General features: G+C 64.6%; 16 protein-coding genes, 1 tRNA gene and 2 rRNA genes (1 of these 19 only partly in view). 5 read left to right on the plus strand and 14 right to left on the minus strand.

From position 1 onward, the window contains the following. The 5 genes from LPB142_RS06925 to LPB142_RS06945 form a co-directional block, all read left to right on the plus strand. Window positions 1-2,570, plus strand: a 23S ribosomal RNA gene (locus LPB142_RS06925); it begins 259 nt to the left of the window's first position. Window positions 2,571-2,649: 79 nt separating this feature from the next. Beyond that, window positions 2,650-2,764, plus strand: a 5S ribosomal RNA gene (gene rrf / locus LPB142_RS06930). Between the two features lie 81 nt (window positions 2,765-2,845). Next, window positions 2,846-2,922 (plus strand) — tRNA-Met (locus LPB142_RS06935). Between the two features lie 282 nt (window positions 2,923-3,204). Further along, window positions 3,205-5,910 (plus strand): McrB family protein, encoded by a 2,706-nt coding sequence (locus LPB142_RS19360; RefSeq protein ID WP_071165913.1) that lies wholly within the window; start codon window positions 3,205-3,207, stop codon window positions 5,908-5,910. 32 nt (window positions 5,911-5,942) lie between these two features. Then, window positions 5,943-7,226 (plus strand): McrC family protein, encoded by a 1,284-nt coding sequence (locus LPB142_RS06945; RefSeq protein WP_232230989.1) that lies wholly within the window; start codon window positions 5,943-5,945, stop codon window positions 7,224-7,226. A 353-nt stretch (window positions 7,227-7,579) separates the two neighbouring features. Here LPB142_RS06945 and LPB142_RS06955 read toward each other — a convergent pair whose 3' ends face one another. The 14 genes from LPB142_RS06955 to LPB142_RS18980 form a co-directional block, all read right to left on the minus strand. Beyond that, complete coding sequence (locus LPB142_RS06955) at window positions 7,580-7,825, minus strand: hypothetical protein (RefSeq protein WP_394328608.1); 246 nt, start codon at window positions 7,823-7,825, stop codon at window positions 7,580-7,582. Further along, window positions 7,822-8,496 carry a YcbK family protein gene (locus LPB142_RS06960; protein WP_071165916.1) on the minus strand — a complete coding sequence of 225 codons (675 nt, stop codon included), beginning with the start codon at window positions 8,494-8,496 and terminating at the stop codon, window positions 7,822-7,824. Before LPB142_RS06960 ends, LPB142_RS06955 begins: the two co-directional genes overlap by 4 nt. A gap of 72 nt (window positions 8,497-8,568) precedes the next feature. Continuing rightward, window positions 8,569-8,877, minus strand: a complete 309-nt coding sequence (locus LPB142_RS06965; protein ID WP_068767754.1) for a hypothetical protein — start codon at window positions 8,875-8,877, stop codon at window positions 8,569-8,571. Between the two features lie 33 nt (window positions 8,878-8,910). Next, entirely contained in the window at window positions 8,911-10,833 is a 1,923-nt protein-coding gene (locus LPB142_RS06970; RefSeq protein WP_071165917.1) for a DUF2793 domain-containing protein, read from the minus strand. Between the two features lie 21 nt (window positions 10,834-10,854). Further along, window positions 10,855-14,853, minus strand: a complete 3,999-nt coding sequence (locus LPB142_RS06975) for a baseplate multidomain protein megatron (RefSeq protein WP_071165918.1) — start codon at window positions 14,851-14,853, stop codon at window positions 10,855-10,857. Between the two features lie 9 nt (window positions 14,854-14,862). Beyond that, window positions 14,863-15,297: an NlpC/P60 family protein gene (locus LPB142_RS06980; protein WP_071165919.1), complete on the minus strand. Its 435-nt coding sequence runs from the start codon at window positions 15,295-15,297 to the stop codon at window positions 14,863-14,865. After that, window positions 15,294-16,178, minus strand: a complete 885-nt coding sequence (locus LPB142_RS06985; RefSeq protein ID WP_071165920.1) for a DUF2163 domain-containing protein — start codon at window positions 16,176-16,178, stop codon at window positions 15,294-15,296. The genes LPB142_RS06980 and LPB142_RS06985 overlap by 4 nt, the downstream gene beginning before the upstream one ends. After that, window positions 16,175-16,801, minus strand: coding sequence for a DUF2460 domain-containing protein (locus LPB142_RS06990; RefSeq protein WP_071165921.1), 627 nt, complete (start codon window positions 16,799-16,801; stop codon window positions 16,175-16,177). The genes LPB142_RS06985 and LPB142_RS06990 overlap by 4 nt, the downstream gene beginning before the upstream one ends. After that, window positions 16,801-19,257 (minus strand): phage tail tape measure C-terminal domain-containing protein, encoded by a 2,457-nt coding sequence (locus LPB142_RS06995; RefSeq protein ID WP_071165922.1) that lies wholly within the window; start codon window positions 19,255-19,257, stop codon window positions 16,801-16,803. The genes LPB142_RS06990 and LPB142_RS06995 overlap by 1 nt, the downstream gene beginning before the upstream one ends. Then, window positions 19,250-19,381, minus strand: a complete 132-nt coding sequence (locus tag LPB142_RS19785) for a DUF7697 family protein (protein WP_269635468.1) — start codon at window positions 19,379-19,381, stop codon at window positions 19,250-19,252. Before LPB142_RS19785 ends, LPB142_RS06995 begins: the two co-directional genes overlap by 8 nt. Window positions 19,382-19,479: 98 nt before the next feature. Then, complete coding sequence (locus LPB142_RS07000) at window positions 19,480-19,917, minus strand: hypothetical protein (protein ID WP_071165923.1); 438 nt, start codon at window positions 19,915-19,917, stop codon at window positions 19,480-19,482. A 2-nt stretch (window positions 19,918-19,919) separates the two neighbouring features. Then, the gene (locus tag LPB142_RS07005) at window positions 19,920-20,858 is read right to left on the minus strand and encodes a phage tail tube protein (RefSeq protein ID WP_071165924.1); all 939 of its coding nucleotides are present in this window, start codon (window positions 20,856-20,858) and stop codon (window positions 19,920-19,922) included. A 23-nt stretch (window positions 20,859-20,881) separates the two neighbouring features. Next, window positions 20,882-21,304, minus strand: coding sequence for an acyl-CoA transferase (locus LPB142_RS07010; protein ID WP_071165925.1), 423 nt, complete (start codon window positions 21,302-21,304; stop codon window positions 20,882-20,884). A gap of 173 nt (window positions 21,305-21,477) precedes the next feature. After that, window positions 21,478-21,921, minus strand: a complete 444-nt coding sequence (locus LPB142_RS18980) for a hypothetical protein (protein WP_156894332.1) — start codon at window positions 21,919-21,921, stop codon at window positions 21,478-21,480. Window positions 21,922-21,925 lie beyond the last annotated feature (4 nt).

Genomic DNA, 21,925 nt, shown 5'->3' on the forward strand with positions numbered 1-21,925 from the left:
ATCAATAGATACTCCGCTAGTAGTGGCGAGCGAACGCGGACCAGCCGAGCCATGATGACGAGCAGAATGGTCTGGAAAGGCCAGCAATATGGGTGACAGCCCCGTATGCGAAGTTTGATTGGACGTATTAAGTAGGGCGGGACACGCGAAATCCTGTCTGAAGATCGGGGGACCACCCTCGAAGGCTAAGTACTCCTTACTGACCGATAGCGAACCAGTACCGTGAGGGAAAGGTGAAAAGCACCCCGACGAGGGGAGTGAAACAGTTTCTGAAACCGGACGCCTACAAGCAGTCGGAGCCGCCTTGAGCGGTGACGGCGTACCTTTTGTATAATGGGTCAACGACTTGGTCTATCGAGCGAGCTTAAGCCGTTAGGTGTAGGCGCAGCGAAAGCGAGTCTTAAAAGGGCGACGAGTTCGATGGATCAGACCCGAAACCAGATGATCTAGCCATGTGCAGGATGAAGGTTGGGTAACACCAACTGGAGGTCCGAACCGACACCCGTTGAAAAGGGTCCGGATGACGTGTGGCTAGGGGTGAAAGGCCAATCAAATCTGGAGATAGCTGGTTCTCCGCGAAAGCTATTTAGGTAGCGCCTCGGACGAATACCTTGGGGGGTAGAGCACTACATGGATGATGGGGGCCCACAGCCTTACTGAGTCTAAGTAAACTCCGAATACCCAAGAGTACTATCCGGGAGACACACGGCGGGTGCTAACGTCCGTCGTGAAGAGGGAAACAACCCTGACCAACAGCTAAGGCCCCCAATTCGTGGCTAAGTGGGAAAGCATGTGGGACTTCCAAAACAACCAGGAGGTTGGCTTAGAAGCAGCCATCCTTTAAAGATAGCGTAACAGCTCACTGGTCTAGTTAAGAGGTCCTGCGGCGAAGATGTAACGGGGCTCAAGCCACGAGCCGAAGCTTTGGATGCACAGCGATGTGCGTGGTAGCGGAGCGTTCTGTGATATAGAACGCTGCCTCCTTCATCCCCTCGGGGAGATTGGAGGCAATGTTCTGACTGTGAAGCCGGGCTGTAAGGCATCCGGTGGAGTGATCAGAAGTGAGAATGTTGACATGAGTAGCGACAAAGAGGGTGAGAGACCCTCTCGCCGAAAGTCCAAGGGTTCCTGCTTAAAGCTAATCTGAGCAGGGTAAGCCGGCCCCTAAGGCGAGGCCGAAAGGCGTAGTCGATGGGAACCAGGTTAATATTCCTGGGCCAGGAGGATGTGACGGATCTCGAGGGTAGTTCGTTCTTATCGGATTGAACGGGCTGCTTAGAGGTCCCTGGAAATAACCCTCCATAAGACCGTACCCTAAACCGACACAGGTGGACAGGTAGAGTATACCAAGGCGCTTGAGAGAACCACGTTTAAGGAACTCGGCAAAATGCCTCCGTAAGTTCGCGAGAAGGAGGCCCCATTGGTACGCAAGTATCGGTGGGGGGCACAAACTAGGGGGTGGCGACTGTTTACTTAAAACACAGGGCTGTGCGAAGCCGTAAGGCGACGTATACAGTCTGACGCCTGCCCGGTGCTGGAAGGTTAAAAGGAGGGGTGCAAGCTCCGAATTGAAGCCCCAGTAAACGGCGGCCGTAACTATAACGGTCCTAAGGTAGCGAAATTCCTTGTCGGGTAAGTTCCGACCTGCACGAATGGCGTAACGATCTCCCCGCTGTCTCAAACGTGGACTCAGCGAAATTGAACTGTGTGTCAAGATGCACACTACCCGCGGTTAGACGGAAAGACCCCATGAACCTTTACTCTAGCTTTGCATTGGCATCAGGATTGTGATGTGCAGGATAGGTGGTGGGCTTTGAAGCGGGGACGCCAGTTCCCGTGGAGCCTCCCTTGAGATACCACCCTTCGCACTCTTGATGTCTAACCGCGGCCCGTTATCCGGGTCCGGGACCCTGCATGGTGGGGAGTTTGACTGGGGCGGTCGCCTCCCAAATCGTAACGGAGGCGCGCGAAGGTTGGCTCAGACCGGTCGGAAATCGGTCGTTGAGTGCAATGGCAGAAGCCAGCCTGACTGCAAGTCTGACAAGACGAGCAGAGACGAAAGTCGGCCATAGTGATCCGGTGGTCCCAAGTGGGAGGGCCATCGCTCAACGGATAAAAGGTACTCTGGGGATAACAGGCTGATGATGCCCAAGAGTCCATATCGACGGCATCGTTTGGCACCTCGATGTCGGCTCATCTCATCCTGGGGCTGGAGCAGGTCCCAAGGGTATGGCTGTTCGCCATTTAAAGAGGTACGTGAGCTGGGTTTAGAACGTCGTGAGACAGTTCGGTCCCTATCTGCCGTGGGTGTAGGATACTTGAGAAGAGTTGCCCCTAGTACGAGAGGACCGGGGTGAACGCTCCACTGGTGGACCAGTTATCGTGCCAACGGTAGTGCTGGGTAGCTATGAGCGGACAGGATAAACGCTGAAGGCATCTAAGCGTGAAGCCCCCTTCAAAACTAGGTATCCCTTGAGGGCCGTGGAAGACCACCACGTCGATAGGCCGGAGATGTAAGTGCAGCAATGCATTCAGTTGACCGGTACTAATTGCCCGATTGGCTTGATTTGATCCAGTAGCAGCAAGGCTCACGATCAAAAGCAAGTATACACTGGTTACATACAAGACTTGGACAGGCTTCTTCCTCGGTTTGGTGGTCATAGCGCTGGCTAAACACCCGATCCCATCCCGAACTCGGCCGTTAAGGGCCAACACGCCAATGGTACTGCGTCTCAAGACGTGGGAGAGTAGGTCACCGCCAAACCTAGAAAGAAGCCAATCTCTCAGAACGATAACAAAAAATACCCCGTCAGCCCATAAAGCCCTCGGGGCAATATACACCCGGCGCGGGGTGGAGCAGCCCGGTAGCTCGTCAGGCTCATAACCTGAAGGTCGTAGGTTCAAATCCTACCCCCGCAACCAAAATATCACAAGATATCAGACCCTTAGAACCCGACGCAAACCGTCGGGTTTTTGGTGTTCCCCTCTACATCAACGCCACATCAACACGACACCAGAAAAACCGCACCAGCACGGATAATCACGCAGTCGCAGGCAGCAGCAGGCAACTCGCAGTTGCGTGCGATTCCGCTTCCCGCCATCATCCCCCCGTGGTTCTCTAGACGGTGAATTGACGACGAAGGATTTTGCCCTTGGCTTCCTGACCTCGGATCAGCACCTCTCAGGCAGACGGACGGGCAGGCGATGAAGCAGGACGAGTTCCGGAAGTGGTTGGTTGCGCAGGGGCAAACGGATGCGACTGCTTCGTCGCGCGTGAGCAGTGCCAAGCGCGTGGAGCAGTATCTGGGCGATCTAGATGAGTTGTTCGCGCAGGAGGATAGGGACAGCATCCTCAACCGGTTTGCCTACACGGCCGAGGATGAACGCGCAGACCGCCCCAACCCGTCACCCGTCCCCATCGATGGTGTCTTGCGCACGGGGCTGGCCAGCCTCCAGCAGGCCCTGAAACTCTACCATTCCTTCCTGACCGAACAGTCCAATGTGCCCGACAAGGCAGAACACAAGGCATTGGTCGACTGCCTGACCCGCAAGGAGATCGATGCGGCGATGCGGGAGTGTGATAGCTTGGGCCTTAAGGCCTTCCTCGCCCGCGGTGGCTTTGCCAGCCCTCAGGTCTGGGTCAGCGACGAGGGCAATGAGCAGTCCTATCCGGCGAAGGCGACTGTCGCAGCAGCTGTGGGGCATCTTCCCGATGGTCGTGCTCTCGCGGCCAAGGAATTCTTCAACGGTTTTGGGGAGGCGCAATCCTTCGCCAAACTCGAGGCTCTTGGGTATGAGATCCTTCGCAAGGGTGCCAATGGCGGAGATGAAGCCTTCTCTCGCGACCGGATCGAGGGTGCGATGGACGCCTACGACCAGTTCCGCACGTCCGGTGCCCATGCCGATGCGTTCTCAAGCTTCGGCACGCCATCCGAGTATTGGGTGCGGTCGACCCGCCCGCGCCAGGACAGGCGCTTTCCGACAAAGCCGATTGTAGGGTACCTGCTGTCCAAGGCGTCAAACGCACTCACTGGCGGATGGAGTCAGCCACATGATGCGGCCGCACGTCTCCACGCGGCAGGCTACATTATTGTCGATCAAGACGACGTACCACTGCCGCTGCCAGAGCAGTACACCCACCTGATGCGCGGGGCAGACCGCGTGCGTTTGGTCGCACTCAATTACTACATCGCACCTGCCCGCGAAGCTGACATGTCTTCAGTGGCCATCCGTGCGCGGGACGTAGCTCGCGACATTTCCGAGCAAGATGCCTTTCCGACAATTTGCAGCGCCTTGGGTGGCAAGAAGTTCAAAGACATGGCGGGCTACTCAACGCTTCAGTCGACTACGCCCAATCCGTCCAGCACGACGACTTTCACATTCACCCTCGATACCGGGGACAAAGAGGGTAACGCGATGGCAGATTCAGAAGCCCGCTCGCAGGACCAATTTGCCTGGACGGCGGTCAAGACGACCAACCTGATCCTCTACGGACCTCCCGGCACCGGCAAGACTTACCAGACGGCGTGGGAGGCGGTTCGCCTCTGTCTGGGCGAGGACGTCGCCGCTGGCCTCTCAGGTGAAAAGAACCGCGACCGGCTGATGGCGGAATACCGGCGCTTGATGTCCGAGGGCCGGATCGAGTTCGTGACCTTCCACCAGTCGATGTCATACGAGGAATTCGTCGAGGGGTTGAGGCCCGCTGTTGACGGAGAGGTGCCGTCGGAAAACAGTGCAGGCTTTCGACTTGAACCTGTTGCCGGGATTTTCCAGCGAGTTGCTCGGCGTGCAGAGGCCAGTGCAAGGGATGTTGCGAGCCACCGGCAGGATGCAGATGCAACTGCAGGGATGCCTGATGCCCAAGAGCCGGATGTCGCTCCGTCTGCACCGCCCGCGACAGAAGCCACAGACAACAATGATTTTCAGCCCCAACGCGCCTTGGAAAAAGGCCTGTTCACCGTGGGGCAATTGCCGCCTGTGCGCGATGGCACCTTCCGAAAACTTGCCCAGGATGTCGCGCAACAGCTGGCGGAGGAACACCCGCAGGGTTTCTCCCTCCAGCAATATCGTGAAGCCCTCGTGCGAGCAGGTCGAGAGACGGGTATTGAGCCGACCGGTGGTTGGGAAAAACACAACATGCCCACATGGGCTAGTCATCCGGACCAGGCTTGGTTGGTGCCTGCAGACGCGACTTCCGCAACTGCCGCGGTGCGGAACCCTCCAATGGATGGCGACTTGCAGACGTCGGGCGCCACGGTCAGGGTTGAGCAGGGTACCGCATCTGCGCATGTCCTGATCATCGACGAGATCAACCGGGCCAACATCTCGAAAGTCTTCGGCGAACTGATCACGCTCCTGGAACCGGACAAGCGCCTCGGGCGGCGCGACGAAATCCAGCTGACCTTGCCCTACTCGAAGAAGCCCTTCGGCGTGCCGCCCAATCTGCACATCATCGGCACCATGAACACGGCCGACCGCTCGATTGCGCTGCTGGATACGGCCCTGCGCCGTCGGTTTACCTTCAAGGAACTGATGCCGAACCCCTCAGTCCTGTCCCCGAATGTCGGCGGGATCAACCTGCAGAAGCTGCTGGCCACGATCAACGATCGCATCGAGTATCTCTTCGACCGCGAACACCAGATCGGGCACGCCTATTTCACTGGTTGCAAGTCTGCCGAAGAGGTCGAGGTCGTCATGCGGCACAAGGTCATTCCGCTTCTGTCCGAATATTTCTACGAGGATTGGTCGAAGGTCGCCGCTGTTCTGGGCGATGGCCCGCAGGGGCCGTCCCGGTTTCTGGAGGCGCGCCGCCTGACTGCGCCGCCGGGAATTGCCGATGATGATTTCAGCGGCGAGCGGCTGCGCTGGCGCGTGAAGGAAGCATTCGACTTCTCCGAGTTCAAAGCCTGATGCCCCCCTGGTCGGTTCGCGAATGGGAGGCCGTGCCCTATGGCGATGAGGAGGGATGCATTCCAACGCATCTTGCCCAGCGCCTTTTTGCACTGGCCAAGGCATCCCCCTTCGCCGGGCGTGGCGGCGGTGGTGTGCTGAAACGTGAGGATGATCGGATAAAGGCGCAGGGCGTGGTCGGCGTTCTGGCGGTGCCGGGCTGCACGCTGGAAATCCTGCCGAAGATCGATGTCGGCGAAAAGGAAGGATCGGCACAAGAGACGCGCGAAATCCGCAAGCGCCTTGTCCACATGCTGGCGGTGGCTCTCGACCTGAAGATACAGACCGGGCGCATGACCGACCTCGACTGGCAGCGCGAAACGCTGCTGGAAATCCTGATCCGCATCTTTTGCGACAAGCTGACCGAGGCGGTGCGACGGGGCATGCCGCGGCGCTACACCCTGCACGATGATGACCTGCCGACCTTGCGGGGATCGCTGGATATCCCGCGCCAGTTTACCCGCCATCTCGCAAACCCGGGCCGTCTCGCGTGCCGCTATGACGAGTTGTCCGAGGATATCGCCCTCAACCGCATCATGAAGGCGACCATCGCGCATCTGGCGGGCATGTCGCGCAACGCGACGAACGTCCAGCGCCTGCGGGAACTGGCCTTCGTCTATGCCGAGGTTGCGGAAGTGCAGCTCCCGGCCCTGCGGTGGGACGATGTTGTCATCGACCGCACCAACAGTGCTTGGCAGGAACTCTTTGGAATGGCGCAGCTGTTCCTGCGCAACCGGTACCAAACGACCAGTGCTGGGTCGGGGCAGGGATCGGCCCTGCTCTTCGAGATGAATGCCCTGTTCGAGGAGTACATCGGCCGTCTGGTGACGCGGGCGCTGGCGGGGTCCGAATTCCGCGTGACCCTGCAGGGTGGCCGCCTATTTTGTCTGACGTCGGTCGATGACGAACGTGCGGTTTTCCAGACCAAGCCCGACATCCTCATCAAGCTTGGCGATCAGGTTGCCCATGTGATCGACACCAAATGGAAGCGGATTTCCGACCGGATCGACGATCCGAAGCAAGGGGTCTCCCAAGCGGACGTCTATCAGATGATGGCTTATGCCCACCTCTACAAGGCCCCGCGGCTGACGCTGCTCTATCCCCACCACGCTGGCCTGGGCGACGAAGAGGGGATCCGTGCGCGGTTCCGGGTGACGGGGCAGGAAACACTGCTGGAAACTGCGAGCTTTGATATCTCCGCTGGCGCCGACTTGCTGGACCGCATTCGTGCTCGGATACTCACTGGCCTCGAAGAAATGTCCCCCTCACTCCCGTGAGGGCGAACGGCCAGCCCCTGCGAGGTGCACAATTGTGCCCATCACTCCGTGAGACAAGCAGGGCAGCACCTGACATCATCAACTCGCAGCGAATCCCTGCTGCTCGTTGACATCGTGAATCCATGAACCGGGCCGGGCGATGCGCCGCGGTCGAGGCGTCTGGCGCTTGCCTCGTGGCAGGCTTCGCCCGGCTCGGATTTCACCTGCACGCCCGTGCCTGATCGCGCAACACGGCGTAATCGCCGAGCATCCGGACGATGACAGCCTCTCCCGGCAAAGCCTCGACCTCATCGGCGGCCCGCGCTTGATCTGCTGCGGTGTACTCGACCACAGGCGGGCAGGGCGCGCTGGTCTCAGAACTTACCGTCGCGCAGCCGGTCAGCCAGAGCATCGCGATCAGCAGGGCGGCGGGCGGCGGCGTCGAGCATCTGGCGGTGGATGGCATCGTTTCTCTCTCGGGCATCAAGCCGTTCGGCGGCGCGCCCGGCGCGCTCGCCTGCGCGGCGCAGGTTCATGAGGAACAGCAGGATCGCTGCGGCGGTGAGGATCAGGCCCAGCGCTTTTTGCGCCGGGCCATGGCTGAGGAGCCAGCCAATCACCGCTGGCCCCGTTTCCAGTCGTCGAGCCGAGCATGGATCGTGACGGCGATGCCGATCAGCGCGATGGCGATCAGCACCCAGCGCAAGGTGTCGAGGTAGGGCACCAATGGATGGATGGTGGACTGGGTTTCCAGGAGGATGTCCTGCAGCACTTCAACACTGGCGGCGCCGACGGTGGCCGCCCCAGCCGCGCCACTACCGCGCAGCGTGCGGCTTTCCGACAGCACTTCGCGCGCAGGCGTCAGTTCCGGCGCGAAGGGCACGGGCCGCGCCGGGAAGGGATCGCCCCAGGACCGGGCAGGTCCGAGGTCGATGTGCATGAAGCCGGAACGGGGGTAATAGCCGAAGCCGAGGAAGCCCACTGCCCGCGCCGCCGCCTCGAAGGCGGCAGGATCGTGGTTCGACATGGCGATGTCGAAGGCCGTGCCCTGCATGTGCTTCGAGGCCGGGGCCCCGCCCACGGCTTGGTTGTGTTCCGGGCTGCGATAGGCCGAGCGGATGATCAGCGGCTTGCCCAGCCGGTCGCGCAGGGCCTGCAGCTTGTCCATGGCTTCCGTGTTGATCTTGATCGCGCCGGTGCCGCGGCAGGCGATCTCGGCGGCCGAGAAGTTCGGCCAACGCCATGCAGACGCGGGCACATCGCGCCAGTGGGGGTAAGTCAGGGTCGGCATGGTGGATCCTCCAGATGAAAAAACCCGCCTCTGGGGCGGGGGATGTGGTCGTGGTGGTGATGTCGTCGACGATCAGTCGGATCGGCCGCGCTGGAAGGCGTCGAAGAGCATGTCCCGCATGGATCGGATGTCCGTCTCGATCCGGTCGAGGCGGTCGCCATCCACCTTGCGATCTTCGCTGCGCTGCTTGTCGGTGCGGTCGCGTTCGGTAATGAGTTCCCGGTCGAGCCGGTCCAGCAGGGCCTCGTTGGTGAAGGCCTTGCGCGTGATCGCCGCGATCAAGGCCATGGTGCCACCGATCAGGGCGGTCAGCGCGGCGGTGATCCCGTGATCCCGGAAGGCCCGCGCGACCTCCCCGGCGAGAGTGGTCTGGTCGTTCATGATGGTCCTTTCATTGCCGCAGGCTGCGGTTGGTCAGAAATCAGTTTCGAGGTAGACACCGGCGCAGTCGTAGGCGACGGCGGCGGCCGTCGCGCCGGTGTTCAGGAACAGCCGCGGCGACAGGAACTGCGTCGCGGCGGGCAGGTCAGCGGTGATCTCCTGCTCAAAGACCGCGCCAGACACTTCATCGACCACGCGCACCCAGACGGATGACCCATTCGGCGGGGCCGCGATGAACAGGGTCAGCACCCCGCCCGTCGCTATGGCGAAACTCGCGCCCATGTCGGTGAGCGTCGGCGCCCCGGTGCCGTCATTCGCGACCAGTTGCCAACGGGTGTGCGTCCCGCGCTGGAAGCCGATGCCAATGCAGTTGATGGCTGCGGCCAGTGTCTGGGTGGTGGCAAGGGCTGCCGTTGAACCGTAGAGGCCGAAGAAGCCCATGCCCGTCGCCTGCAGTGTCGTGAGCGAAATCCTGGTGACGAAGGTCCAGCCGCCCAAGCCCGCCGCGTTGCCGCGCCAGCAGGCCCAGCCTGCGGAGCGCTGGTCGGCGACCGAGTCCACGACGGCCGCCGAGGTCAGACGCCAGCGCCGCATCGAGGCGGCGAGGTTCGTCGCGGCGAGGGTCGGGTGCGAGACGGTGCCGACCGAGGTGATCGGCAGGCCTTCGGTCGTGATCGTGGTGCTGACCGAGGGCGACCAGTTTGCGATCCGGTTCACCCCGAAGTGCGGCTGCAAGGGGAAGTCCCGTCCCGAGGGACGCATGACGTCGATCCACGGCGCTCCGGCGCGGTTGCGGGCATAGACCGATGCCTTGCCTGAGGGCGGCGGGGTTGGCGCGGCCGCCAGTCCCGGCAATACCGTCGGCTGCGGCAGTTCCACTTGGCCGCTGGTGCGGTCGATCCGGATCGCGTCGAAGAACGTGGATCCGTCAGGGCTGACCTTGAAGCTGAAATCGTCGTTGCCGAGCAAGCCAATCAGCGCCCGCGCCGAAAACCCGGTCTTGAAGGCGAAAGCTGCATCGTTTCCGGCGGCCGCCTTGTTGACGGTGGCCTCGATGCCTGCGCCTACGTTGTTGAACAGCAGTGCCGGAGTGTTGACCGAAACCCGGTTGTAACTGTCCGCCGTGGCCCCGCCGAGGCCGAGAAGCTGAGCTGTCAGGTTCGCCTGCGGCATGCCGACCTGCGTGACCGCATTGGCGAAGGTGACCGTGGGCGTGTTCACCACCGTCGTGCCGCCTGCGCCAGCCGTCGCAGAGCCGATGTTCACGACCGTGGTCGATCCGGAGGCGCCGCCGGTGCCGAGGTTCACGGTCTTGGTGACGCCGGTGGTCGTCGCCCCGGTGCCCATTCCGTAGGTCGCGGTCGTCGTGGCCGTCCCGATACTGGCGGACGCTGCCGAGACGGTGACCGTGCCCGAGGCGGTCAGAGTCCCCGAAAACGTCTTGTTGCCCGTGAAGGTCTGGGTGCCTGCAAGGATTGCCAGTTCAGAGGAGGTGTTGGGCAGGGTGAAACTCCGCGTGGTGCCGGTGCTGATCCCCGCCAGCGAGAATGTCGCCTTCTTCGTTGGGTCCGCATCGTTCACCAGGCTGAACACGGCATCGGAGACGTCGCGCGGCTCGCCCACGACCCCCCAGACGCTGCCCGTCCAGACGAGAAACAGCCCCTCGGCCGCGACCCAGACCAGCCAGCCGGTGCGCGGCACAAGCCGGATCCACGCGCCGTCAACCCAGAAGGCCACGTTCAAGTCCCACCCAGCCCAGAGGCCGGTCGCGCCGGAGGCCACCAGATGGCGGTTGCCGTCGGCCGGGCTGGCCGGGGGCGCGGTGCGCGTGCGGTCGAGGACCGAGAGCTGCACCATGGCGTCGAGCAGGCGCAGCGCCTCGTTGTGGGTGACGTGCTTCTGCGCCTGGGCGGCCAGAAGATACGGCAGGCCCAGATGGGTCGTGGTGTCGGACATGGGGATTCCCGTGGATTGGGATCAGAATTGCAGCGTGACCGCGGCGGGCGTGCCGCGGCCGAGGCGGTTCGAGAGCTGGAAGATGCGGATGGCCAGCGTCTGCCCCGGCCCGAGCGGCGCGCCCCAATCAGTGGTCTGCTGGGCGGCGGCGTAGAGGACGGAGGTCGTGCTGCTGGTCAGAGTGCGCTTGATCGTAGCCCCGTCGAGGATCTGGACGTCGTAGCTTTCCAGGTCCTCTGCCAAGGGTACCTCGACCTGCTCCCAGGCATCGGCGACCAGCGCGCGGGACCGCCGTGTCCAGCGGATGGTCAGATCGCCCGTGTTGCGGGCCGTTCGCCACGGCTGTTCGACATGCACCGGCGCGAAGGGGACAAGCCCCCGGCCGGAGGGGGCGAAGCCCAGCGCGGCATAGCTTGCGTCACTGACGGCCCGTGCCGCAGGGCCGATGCGCCAGTTCCAAGGCAGACCGAGGTCGGCTTCGGCGATGGGCAGCGATGACAGCGCGGTGTCCAGGACCACAATCCGCGCCCCAGCCGGTGCCGGGGTGCCTATCGCGTATTCCGTCCCGCGCTGGCCACGCAGCAGGCGGGTCAGGCGATAGCGGCCGGGGGCGATGAGTTCAGCCGCGCCTGCCTGGATGATCTCCCACACCCCTGCTGCCGCCTCGACCGCCAGCGCATTGACCCCGCCGAACAGCGCAACGTCCGTCACGCTCTCCAGCGTTCCGGACAGCAGATCGACGACCAGCGCGTTGCCCAGATCGAAGCGCGAGGTCGGCCCCGGAAAGAAGTCGAAGGCCAGCGTGCCGATCCGCGCCCGACTACCGAAGGTCGTCAGCAACGCGAAGCCATCCGTGGAGGCGCTGCGGAACACGGCGATCTCGCCCGGCCAGGGACTGGCATGGGCCGCGATCAGCGGCCGATGTGCGGGCTGGTCTTCGCTGATCTGCGGCAGGTCCAGCATCACCACCTCGGGCGTGCCAAAGACGACGGGGCTGGAGAGCGAGGCGGGCCGGGGATCCCCGGGCGGCAGATCGTAGGCGGCGCGGTCCTGGCGGACAGCCTCGATCCCGCGCGCCTCGGCATCGGCGACGGAGACCAGGCGGAACTCGACCTCGCGGCCGTCATGCGCCAGCCGGATCACGTCGGCCGGGTCCAGCGCCAGCCGCGAGGGCGGCAGGCGGAAGGTCGCGCTCTCGCGTCCGATCCAGCCTTCCATCAGTGCGCGGCGGCAGCGGCGTTCGGCTTCCTCGGGCGGGATCGCCATGGGGAAGGACTCGGAGGCGATGCGGGTGGTGTCGACGGTGATCCGCCGCGCTTCCACCAGCGCGGCGTCATAATCCTCGTCCGCGCGCGCGACCTGCCACTTCAGCGCCTGAGGCAGTTCGGTCTCCTGACCACGGGTCAGCTCAAAAGCCTCACCCTCACGACTGGCCACCAGATCGTCGATGGCCAGTGTGGCGACCGAGGCGCGGCCGCGCATGACAAAACGGATCACGCCTTCGGTCTCGATGGCATCGAAGCCGAATTGCCGGGCCAGCGTGGAAATCGACGCGCGGGGGCTTTCCAGCGCGACGATCACATAGCCCTCGACCGCGCCCCAGAGGCCGGTGACGTCAATCAACGCCTCATCAAGCCCAGCGCTCAGGCAGAGATGACGCACAAGGGCAGCCAACGACACCGCACCGAGCCGCCCGGTCAGCCAGTGCCCGAGCCGCCAGTTCGGGCCATCGGTCCAGACGCCGGTCAGTTCGGGGAAGAAGGGATAGGGTCGCGCATCCCAGGTCCAGGCGGCGCATTCGGGGACATGGACCATCCGGCCGCCGTAGATCGCGGACACCGGATTGTTGGCGGGGGATCCCCACCACAGGTAACTGGCCTCCAGATAGGCGCGCTGGATCGCATCATCGCGCCAGCCGCGGGAGAAATACGGGGTGAAGCTCTCCGACGACTTCGGATCGAAGAAGACGTTCGGCTGGTTCGTGCCCCGGTCGATGGCAGGGCAGCCCAGTTCCGTGAACCACACGGGCTTCGACTGCGGCACCCATGCCGTGGGCGTGCCGCTTTCGACCCCGCCCGGCCGGTTGAAATGGGCATTCGACCACCAGGCGCGCAGATCCTTGTAGCGGAACACCCAAGGCTTGCCTGCGGATCCATCGGTGATCGGCGTGCGGATTTGCGCCGACCGGTCGGCTGCGCTGGCATAGAACCAGTCGAAGCCTTCGCCACCAGCGATGTTGGCCTGCAGGTAACCCCGATCATGGATCGCGGGCCAACCTTGCAGCGCATCGGCGTGGTCAAACCCGTCGCGCCAGTCGGAAAGCGGCATGTAGTTGTCGATGCCGATGAAATCGACATTCGCGTCCGACCAGAGCGGATCGAGGTGGAAGAACACATCCCCGGTCCCATCGCCGGGCTGGTGCCCGAAATACTCCGACCAGTCCGAGGCGTAGCCTACCTTGGTGCCCGCCCCGAGGATTGCCTTCACATCGGCCGCCAGCGCCTTGAACGCCGTCACGGCCGGATAGGCGCTGGCGCTGGAGCGGATCGTGGTCAGCCCGCGCATCTCGGTGCCGATCAGGAAGGCATCGACCCCGCCTGCCACCGCGCAGAGATGGGCGTAGTGCAGGATCATCCGCCGCAGGCCCCAGTCGCTGGAGGGGCCGGTCCAGCTGACAGTGTCGCCAGAGATCGCGAACTGCGCGGGAGTGGCCGCGCCGAAGAAGCTGGCGACCTGCGTCGCGGCGGCGGCGGTCTTGTCCGCGGTCCCGGCATAGCCCGCCGCAGGCGAACAGGTGATCCGCCCGCGCCAGGGGAAGCTGGGCTGGCCCGGTGTGGCGGCATTCGCGCTGTATGGGTTCGGCAGCGTGTTGCCGGGCGGCACATCCATCAGCAGGAACGGATAGAAGGTGACGCGCAACCCGCGCGCCTTCATCTCGCGGATCGCCTGCACCACGGCAAAGTCGGCAGGCGTGCCGCCATAGACTGGCCTATCCTCGACGTCGCGACTGACGAGATGGGCTTCAGCGCGGGAGACCCCGTTGACCGCCCAGACCTTGGGGCTGGTGACCTTGGTCGCCACCTCCACGCCGGGCTTGATGGTGCAGTTGCCCGCGCGCAGGTCGTTGCCGAACCACGCGACGACGAGGCTGACGCTCTCGACAGCCGGGGCCATGGCCTGCAGCCGATCGAGGGCCACGACGATATCGGCTTCATCCGGCAAGGCGTTCAGGTTCTCGGTCGAGGTGGTGCCGCCGGTCGTCTGGCCGAAGATGGTGGTCGTGGCCCCGACTGTCTTGCGGACAGCCTCGGTCGCATAGGTGAACTCGCCCGAGGCCGGGATCATCGTCACGGCCTTGACCAGCCCCTCGGCCGTGTCGGGATCCGCGAGCGGCCGAAAGACCTCGAACGAAAGCTGCGGCAGGCGGTTGCCGTAGGTGGAAAGCGGCAGTTCCTCGAAGACGACATAGGCGGTGCCGCGGTAGGCGGGCGTATTGGAGGCACCCATCTTCGCCGCGATGAAGGGATCGGCCGTCTGGGTATCGTCGCCTCGATACCAGCGCCAGGTGATGCCGGTCATGTCGAGTGGTTTGCCGTCGGCCCAAATGCGGCCGATGCCGGTGATTGGCCCCTCGCAGAGGGCGACCGCGAAGGACGCATAATAGAGGTATTCGGTCGTCTGCACCCGGCCGCCGCCCCCGCCCTTGCCGCCGCCTTGCGTGGTGGTCTTCGTCTCCTCCCGGAAATCGGTCGCCCAGATGATGTTGCCGCCGATGCGCATGCGGCCGTAGAGGCGCGGGATGATTGCGCCTTCCGTAGCCGAGGTGATGCGCAAGCTGTCGATGCGCTGGCCCTCGATCTTCTGCGCGGGGGCCAGCGAGGACACGATCCAGCTGTCCACCACCGACCCGATGGTGGAGCCGATGAAGCCACCGATGGCTACGCCAGAGAAGCCGAGGATCGCGCCGCCAAAGGCCCCGCCTATGGCGGAGCCGACAGCACCGAGGACAAGCGTGGCCATGGGAAAATCTCAGAGTGCGGGGAACAGGAAGGCGAAGGCGATCTTGCGCGCCCAAGTCGGTGTCAGCGGTTCCTCGATCACGCCGAGGCGTTCGTAGGCGTGAAGGAAGGTGTCGGGCCCGGTGAGGATGCCCACATGCTTGGCGATGGCGCGGGGCATTATGCGGAACAGGACCAGCGCGCCGGGTGGGGCGTCGGCCGGTGTTATCTCCGGCATCATGCGGCGTGCGCCCTCTGCCAGCACTTCCCTGGGCCCGGTCTCGCCCCAGTCCCGACTGTAGGGCGGGATCGGGAACGGCTCCGGCCCGATCACCTCGCGCCAGACGCCACGCGCGAGGCCGAGGCAATCGCAGCCGACCCCGCGCAGGCTGGCCTGGTCGTGATAGGGCGTGCCTAGCCATGACCGCGCAACGGCGATGACAAGAGCGGGATCGGCGGTCTTCACAGCACCGCCCCCTCATGGCCGCCGTCCTTGGTGGCGTAGCGCAGGACCGCGTCCTGGCCCGGGATGTGCGGGAAGCCCCGGAAGTTTGCGACATTGGCGAACTTCGTCCCGCAGGTCGCGATCCGCTTGTCGCAGCCCGCCCGCACCACGAAGGCATCCGTGGCCGTGATCGGCCGCACTGGCGCTTCCAGCAGGGTCAGGATCGCAACGCCATCGACGAGGTCATGCGACAGCACCTCGACCCGCCGCCCGGCATTCGCGCCGCTGGTCCATTCGACAAGCCCGAAGCCGAACCAGCCCGCAGCAAAGGTGCCAAGGCCGGAAGCGGTGAACGCCCGGTCCCGCAGCACATCGATCACTGCGCCGGTCCCCTTGAAGGCCGGGGCGTCAAGGTTCACGCCGCAGCGCGCATCTCCCAGCGCGGCGTCGCAACTCGCCTGAAACGTCCGCCCGACCGTCTGGCTGAGGAAATGGGCCAGCGACCGCACCTCTGCCACGAAGGCCAGCCGCCCGCGCCTGATCTGGCCGATGGCCCCGCGACGCAGCAGCACGCGCTGCGAAGGGGCCGACCAGTTCACCCGCCAGACCTCGACCGCTGCATTATCCCATTGGCCATCGAGGATGTCGGTCTCGGTGATCCGGTCCGACGACAGCACGCCTTGCGCGTCCTGCGCGTCCACGGAGAGGTCGGAGCCAGATCGGACTTCGGAGGCGGTCAACCCACTTTCCGGTTCAAACTCGGTGCCGTCAAACGACAGCGTCCGGTCGTGGTCCGTGAAGCCGAAGGTCACGCCATCGGCGCGGGTGATGCGCCAGCACCAGGACAGGGTGGTGGTACCGTCGTCGAGATGGGCTTGAAGCACGGGGTTCATGGACTTCATGTGCGGATTTCCATGAGGGGGATCGAGGTGATCGAGCCGAGGCGTTCGATGTCGAGGGTGACGTCGAGGGCGTCCGTATCGAAGCGGACCGGGACGTCGAACTCGAATCCCGCAGTGACGGCGACGCCTGCAGCCGGGGCGGTGGTGAAGGTGACGAGGCCGGTCGCGGTCGAGACCGACCAGCCGGAGGCTTGCGGCGTACCATTCAGGGCGATGGTGACGGTCCCGGCGACTGGCTTGGTGATCGCCCGCGTCCAGGACTGCGCGCCGGAGCTGTAGCGCTTGGTCAGCTGGAACAGAGTCGCCGCCCCGTTGCCGGTGCCGATGGGCTGGTTGGTCGGGCTCGGTGACTGCGATGGCAGGCAGGACTTGAAATCGGCCCAGTCCTTGAAGCGGAAACCGTGGAGGCGGCCATTCCTCGCCTCGAAGAAGGCGACGACTGCTGCCAGATCGTCAGCGCGGCGGATGCCGTAGGCGACATCATAGCGGCGGCGCGAATTGGCCCAGCTGGCATTGCGCTCCTCGGCCCCGCTTGCCAGTTCGACGATCTGCGTGCGGCGTTCGGGGCCGCCGCGCGCGCCACGGCTGATGTTGTCCGGAAACCGGACCTCGTGAAAGGCCATCACATCCCCCTCCGGCCCAACGACACAGCGCGGGCGATGTCGCTGGCGACCTGCGTGCGGGACTGGCGGAAACTCTCAGCATCCCGGGCGTTGATCGTGACGTTGACGGTCGAGGTGCCCGCCTGGCCGTAGCCCGAGGCTTCCCTGCGCGAGAGGACCCGCTCCCCGCGTTGCAGGATCGCTGGCACCTCGTCGGGCCGCAGCCCAGCCCAGCCGCCATTGTGCATGCGCGGCGCACCGGCAAAAGCCAATGCCGGGACCATCCGGCCGGGACCGGGGGCGCCGACCATCCCGCCCGCATGCAGGATGTTGGCGAAGATCCCGCCCGCTCCGCCCAGCGCGCCGGAAAGGGCATTGGCGATGGGGCCGAGGATGAAGCGCCGGGCGGCGAGCTTGGCGAGATCGGCGATCATCGACGTGACCAGATCGCGGAAGTCGAGCTTGCCGGTCTTCACGAAGTCGCCGATGGCGTTCTCCGCGCTCTGGAAGGCCCCGACCAGCGCGCTGCCAATATCCCCGCCGATGTCGCGCGCCTTCGCGGCGTAGTCGGCGAGTGCGGCGGTGACGGCTTGCCAGCCGGAAAGGGCCGTGTCCGCGCCTTCGGCGGCAGCCGCCCCGGCGTCGCGCGCGGCACCGCCTGCGCCCTCGGCGGCGGTGGCGGTGTCGTTCAGCCCCGTGGTCAAGGCATCGGCCGAGGCGGCGGCATCTGCCAGCGCGGTCTCTGCCTCGGTCCCCGTGCCGGTGACGGCATCCTTCAGGGCCTGCCAGCTGGCGAGTGGCCGACCGGCAGCATCTGCGAGCATGCCTGCCGCTTCGCGGTACCCGTCGGCCCGAGCGAAGGCGTCATCGGCCATCGCGCCGAGACCGAGATCGGGCGGGTCGAGGTAGGTGCGGGACAGCGCAGCCGAAAAGGCGTCTGCAGCGGCAGCGCCCGCAGCCGCGCCCTCGAAGGGGTTGCCGATGCGGCCGAGTTCCACCGGATCGAGGATGCCGATCCGCACGCCACCTTCGCCGGTAGCCCATTCGGGCAGAAGCGCGAGTGCCGCGTTCAGGGTCTCGATGAAGCTGTTGATGCGGGTGACGACGCCGTTCAGCATCGCCTCGACGCCCGAGATCAGCCCGTTCGCCGCCTGGAAGGCAAAGTCGCCAATGGCCGCGGGCAGACTGCCCCAGATTGCGACCGCCGCGTCATAGGCCCCCTGGAAGATCGCGGCTGTCCGGTCGCCGAAGCTGACCACGCCTGCGATAGTGCCTTCCAGCGCCGAAAGACCGGCCGCCTTCAGCCCCTCCCATCCAGCGGCCATCCGCGCGAGGGCCGCATCCAGCGACAGAGCGATGCGCGACCAGACCTCGCGAGCCAGATCGCCGAGCAGCCGGAAGGCCTCGCCCACGCCACGGAGCCGGGCGACAAGCTGCGAGAACTGATAGACCAGCTCGCCTGCGCCGACGATCAGCGCGCCGATGCCGGTCCGGATGAGGGCGCCACGCAGGAAGACCAAGGCCGTTGCAAGTCCGCGCAAGGAGAGGGCCGCAGCGGCAAGGCCCGCCACCCAGCGCCCGGCCATGACGGCAGCGAAGGTCGCGGCGTAGGAGGCGAGACGACCGAGGTTGCCGATCAGTCCGTCGATAGCCGAGCGAAGGATCCCGCCATCCGAGGCAAGGGTCACGAACACGTTCGCCAACGCCTCGATGGACGGAGCGATGGCCACGGCGATGCGGTTCCGGAGGCCATCGAACGCGAGGGATACGGTGCCCAGAGCGAGTTGGGTGCGACGCAGGGCTTCCAGCGCATCGCCGTCCAGCACTGCGCCGAGATCGGATGCCTGATCCCCAAGTCGGGCCATCTCGGCGCCGCCGTTCCGCAGGAGGGGGATCAATCGCGTCGCGTCCGAGGCCATGGCCTCCAGATAAAAGGTCATCTCCTGCTGGCTGAGCCCGGCCCGTTCCAGCGTGTCGACGTAAAGCTGAAGCGCCTCGGGGCCGGAAAGGCGGGCGAACTGGTCGGCCGTGACGCCCATGCGCGGGGCCACGTTCTCGAAGAAATCCGCCATCGGCCCGCCTCCGGTCTGCAGGAAATCACCGACCCGGTCGTTCATGTCCTTCAGGATATCGGCCAGCTTCTCCTGCTCGATCCCGACCGTCCGAGCCCCGGCCGACCAGCGTTGCAGCGCCTCGGGCGTCGCATTGGCGACCTGCGCGAATTGACGGATCTGCGCGGCACTCTCGGCGGTGGAGCGGACGATCAGGCCGAGCGAGGCTGTCGCCGCTGCGGCTGCGGCCCCGAGGGCAAGACCGGCCCGGCGCGCAAAGGCCGCAAGCCGAGTGTTCGCCAGTTCCATCTCGCGTGACAGGCGGCCGAAGCCGCGGGCACCGGCGTCGCCCACGCCCTCCAGTTCCGCGCGCACGCGGCGTCCGCCCTCCGCCACGAGGCGGACGGAGACCTTCTTCTCAGCCATTCCGGCGTCCTTCCATCTGCTCGTTGAGTTTGCGCACCATCACCGCCTCGATCTCGGGCAGCAGTTCGGCGGTGATCAGTGCGCTAACGCCCAGCGCTTGCGCCAATGCCAGCGCCGCGCCCATGTCCCAACCGATGACGGCACCCGGCGCGATGCGCAGCTGGCCGCCAAGGCGCTGGGTCAGGTCCCAGACCTGCCAGCCCTCAACGGTTTGCGGCCGGTTCAGTCTTGCGGGGCAGTCGGGGCAGGGGCCTGCGCAGGCCGCGCAGTAGCCGTCGCCCCCGCCGAAGGACCAGTCGGCGAGGGCGCGGAGGCGTTTTTTTCCTGATCCAGCATCAGGCCGCGGGCGACGTATTGCGCCTGGAAGGCCTCGAAGACCGGCCAGATGTCGAGAAGGGCGTCGATCCCGGCCGGGCTGACGGGCACGAGGTTGCCGTCATCGTCGCCGACGCCTTCCCATTCCAGCACCGCGCGGCGGGCGACGGCCTTGGCCATGGCCAGCGCCATGTCCTCCTGGCTTGATGCCTCCGACAAATTGTCGATCAAGGGATCGGCGCGCGCCGAGACCATTAGCGCGGTGGTGAGAGGGGCCACGAAGATGCGCAGTCCGGGAAGCAGCTCCAGCCATTCGGGCCGGTTCGACAGGTTCAGGCGGATCATGATCAGTATCCCGTGACGGTGTTGACGAGGACGGCGGTGCACATGCGGGCGGGGCTGGTGGCCTTGGCGGCCTGCCAGTCGAAGGTCGCCTGGATGCCCTGCGGCCCGGGGATTTCGATCCGCGGGACCGGCAGGTAGACGGCGTGGGCCGTGAAGGTGAAGCTGGCGTTCGCCCCGAGGCTGTAGGCGAACTCGAGCTCGCAGGGCGTGCCGTCGATGGCCTGCGTGACGAGGGCGCTATCGGCGAAGCGCACCTCGATCCGGCCGGTCAGCGCGGCCATGCCCGGATCCGCACCCTCGATCTTGCCGTCGTTGCGGATGGTCTCGATCCGGTCGAGACCGTTGGCATAGGTGATCTCGGCCGAGACGACGTTGCCCAAGGCGGAGCCGTTGCGCTTTACCACGCCGTTGAAATGGCCGAAGCGCTGAAGGCCGAGCGCGGTCGGCGTGCCAGCGGCGGTGGCGGCCGCGATGGCCTCGCCCTGCGCGATCAAGCGTGCCGTGGCGGTCAGCAGGCCCGAGCGGTTCATCTGCCAGGACAACTGGTCCATCACGCAACCAGCGTACATCGCGAACCGCGGCACCTCGGGCATGGCCACTTCGATGGCCATCGAGGGCAGGGTCCAGTTGCCCGACTGGAAGGTGTGGGTTTTGGGCGTGGTCCCTGTCGTGGTCGGCGCGCCGAAGGCGGCCTTCAGCCAGAAGCCGAAGGCCTCCACATCGATCGGCACCACCACCTCGCCATCGGCGGTGACGGCGTCCTTGATCGGGGCCAAGGGATCGCGGCCGTAGCCGAGCAGTTCGCTGTTCAGGAGTGGCTGCTCCGCGCCCAGCGTGGTGCGGGCGAAGGGCATCAGCCGATAGCCGCTGGCGGGCGGGGTGCCGTAAACCGTCTCAAACGCAAGCGCCATCTGCGCCCGCGCGCCGTGTGCGCGTGCCATGGGGGTCTCCTTTGCGGGGGATGTCAGGCCAGGGGGCCGGTCGTGGTGTAATGCAGGACGACGGTGATCAGCGCCGCCTTCAAGGCCGCCGCGCCCTCGACGGGCAGGTCGACCGTCGCCGGGGCCTCGGGTTCGACCCAGTCGCAGAGGCCGCCCAGCGTACGGTCCGCCTCAAGTGCCGCGCCAATTGCGGCGATCAGGTCATCAAAGGCGCTGGCCCGGCCGGTGCCCGCCTGGACGACTACCTCCAGCTCGGCCCTGTGCTGGTAGTGATAGCGCAGGGGCGACAGAGTCACCTCCGGCTCGCCCGGCTGGCCGTCGCGCAGGATGATCAGACCGGCAGTGGGGATCCGCTCGGGCAGCACTTCATCGCGCAGGGTGAGGGCGGCAAGCGGCTGCAGCCGCGCGTGCAGCGCGGCGAGGACGTATTCGCGGGTGGTGGGCATAACGTCAATTGTCCGAACTAGACCCGACCAAATTAGTGGATCAAGAGCCTCTAGCTGAAACGATAAATCGATTCCGTCCAGAATTATCATGCAGATAGCATGTGCCTGCGCTTACCAGAATCAACCCAAGAATTGGCGTAACCGATGGCGAGCCACTGAGAAGTAGTCGGTCATTATCTGAGCATAATTGACAAGCAATTATACACAGAAGTGAATGCGCTGTCGACTTGCAGATTGCCGGTTGGGTACTGCCCCGCGCCGTGTGCGACTCGATTTCTAAGCCTAGCTACGCGGTCGTAGCATTCCTTCTTCATGTTCTGTGGGATGATCGGGGTTCCGTGATTTGCGAGAGCTGACAAGTATCCTCCAAGGTTCTTTTTATCGTTAGAAAGAACAATCCCGTTTGCGTCAACAATCGCTCGAGCGGAGGTCTCTAGTCCTCTGGCGAGGTGCATTATTCGCAAGAGCTGCTTACGCCTCTCTGGCATTATCTTGGCCACACGGACGGTTTCATTGATTTCATCGAGTATGGCTGATTGCGTCGCTGGGTTGGAAATCTTGGTCGATGACTTCACAATCAGTGCTAGGGTCTTTGCTTGCTTCTCAAAAGCTTTCATGGGC

The organism is Rhodobacter xanthinilyticus, from assembly GCF_001856665.1.
Taxonomy (GTDB): Bacteria; Pseudomonadota; Alphaproteobacteria; order Rhodobacterales; family Rhodobacteraceae; genus Rhodobacter; species Rhodobacter xanthinilyticus.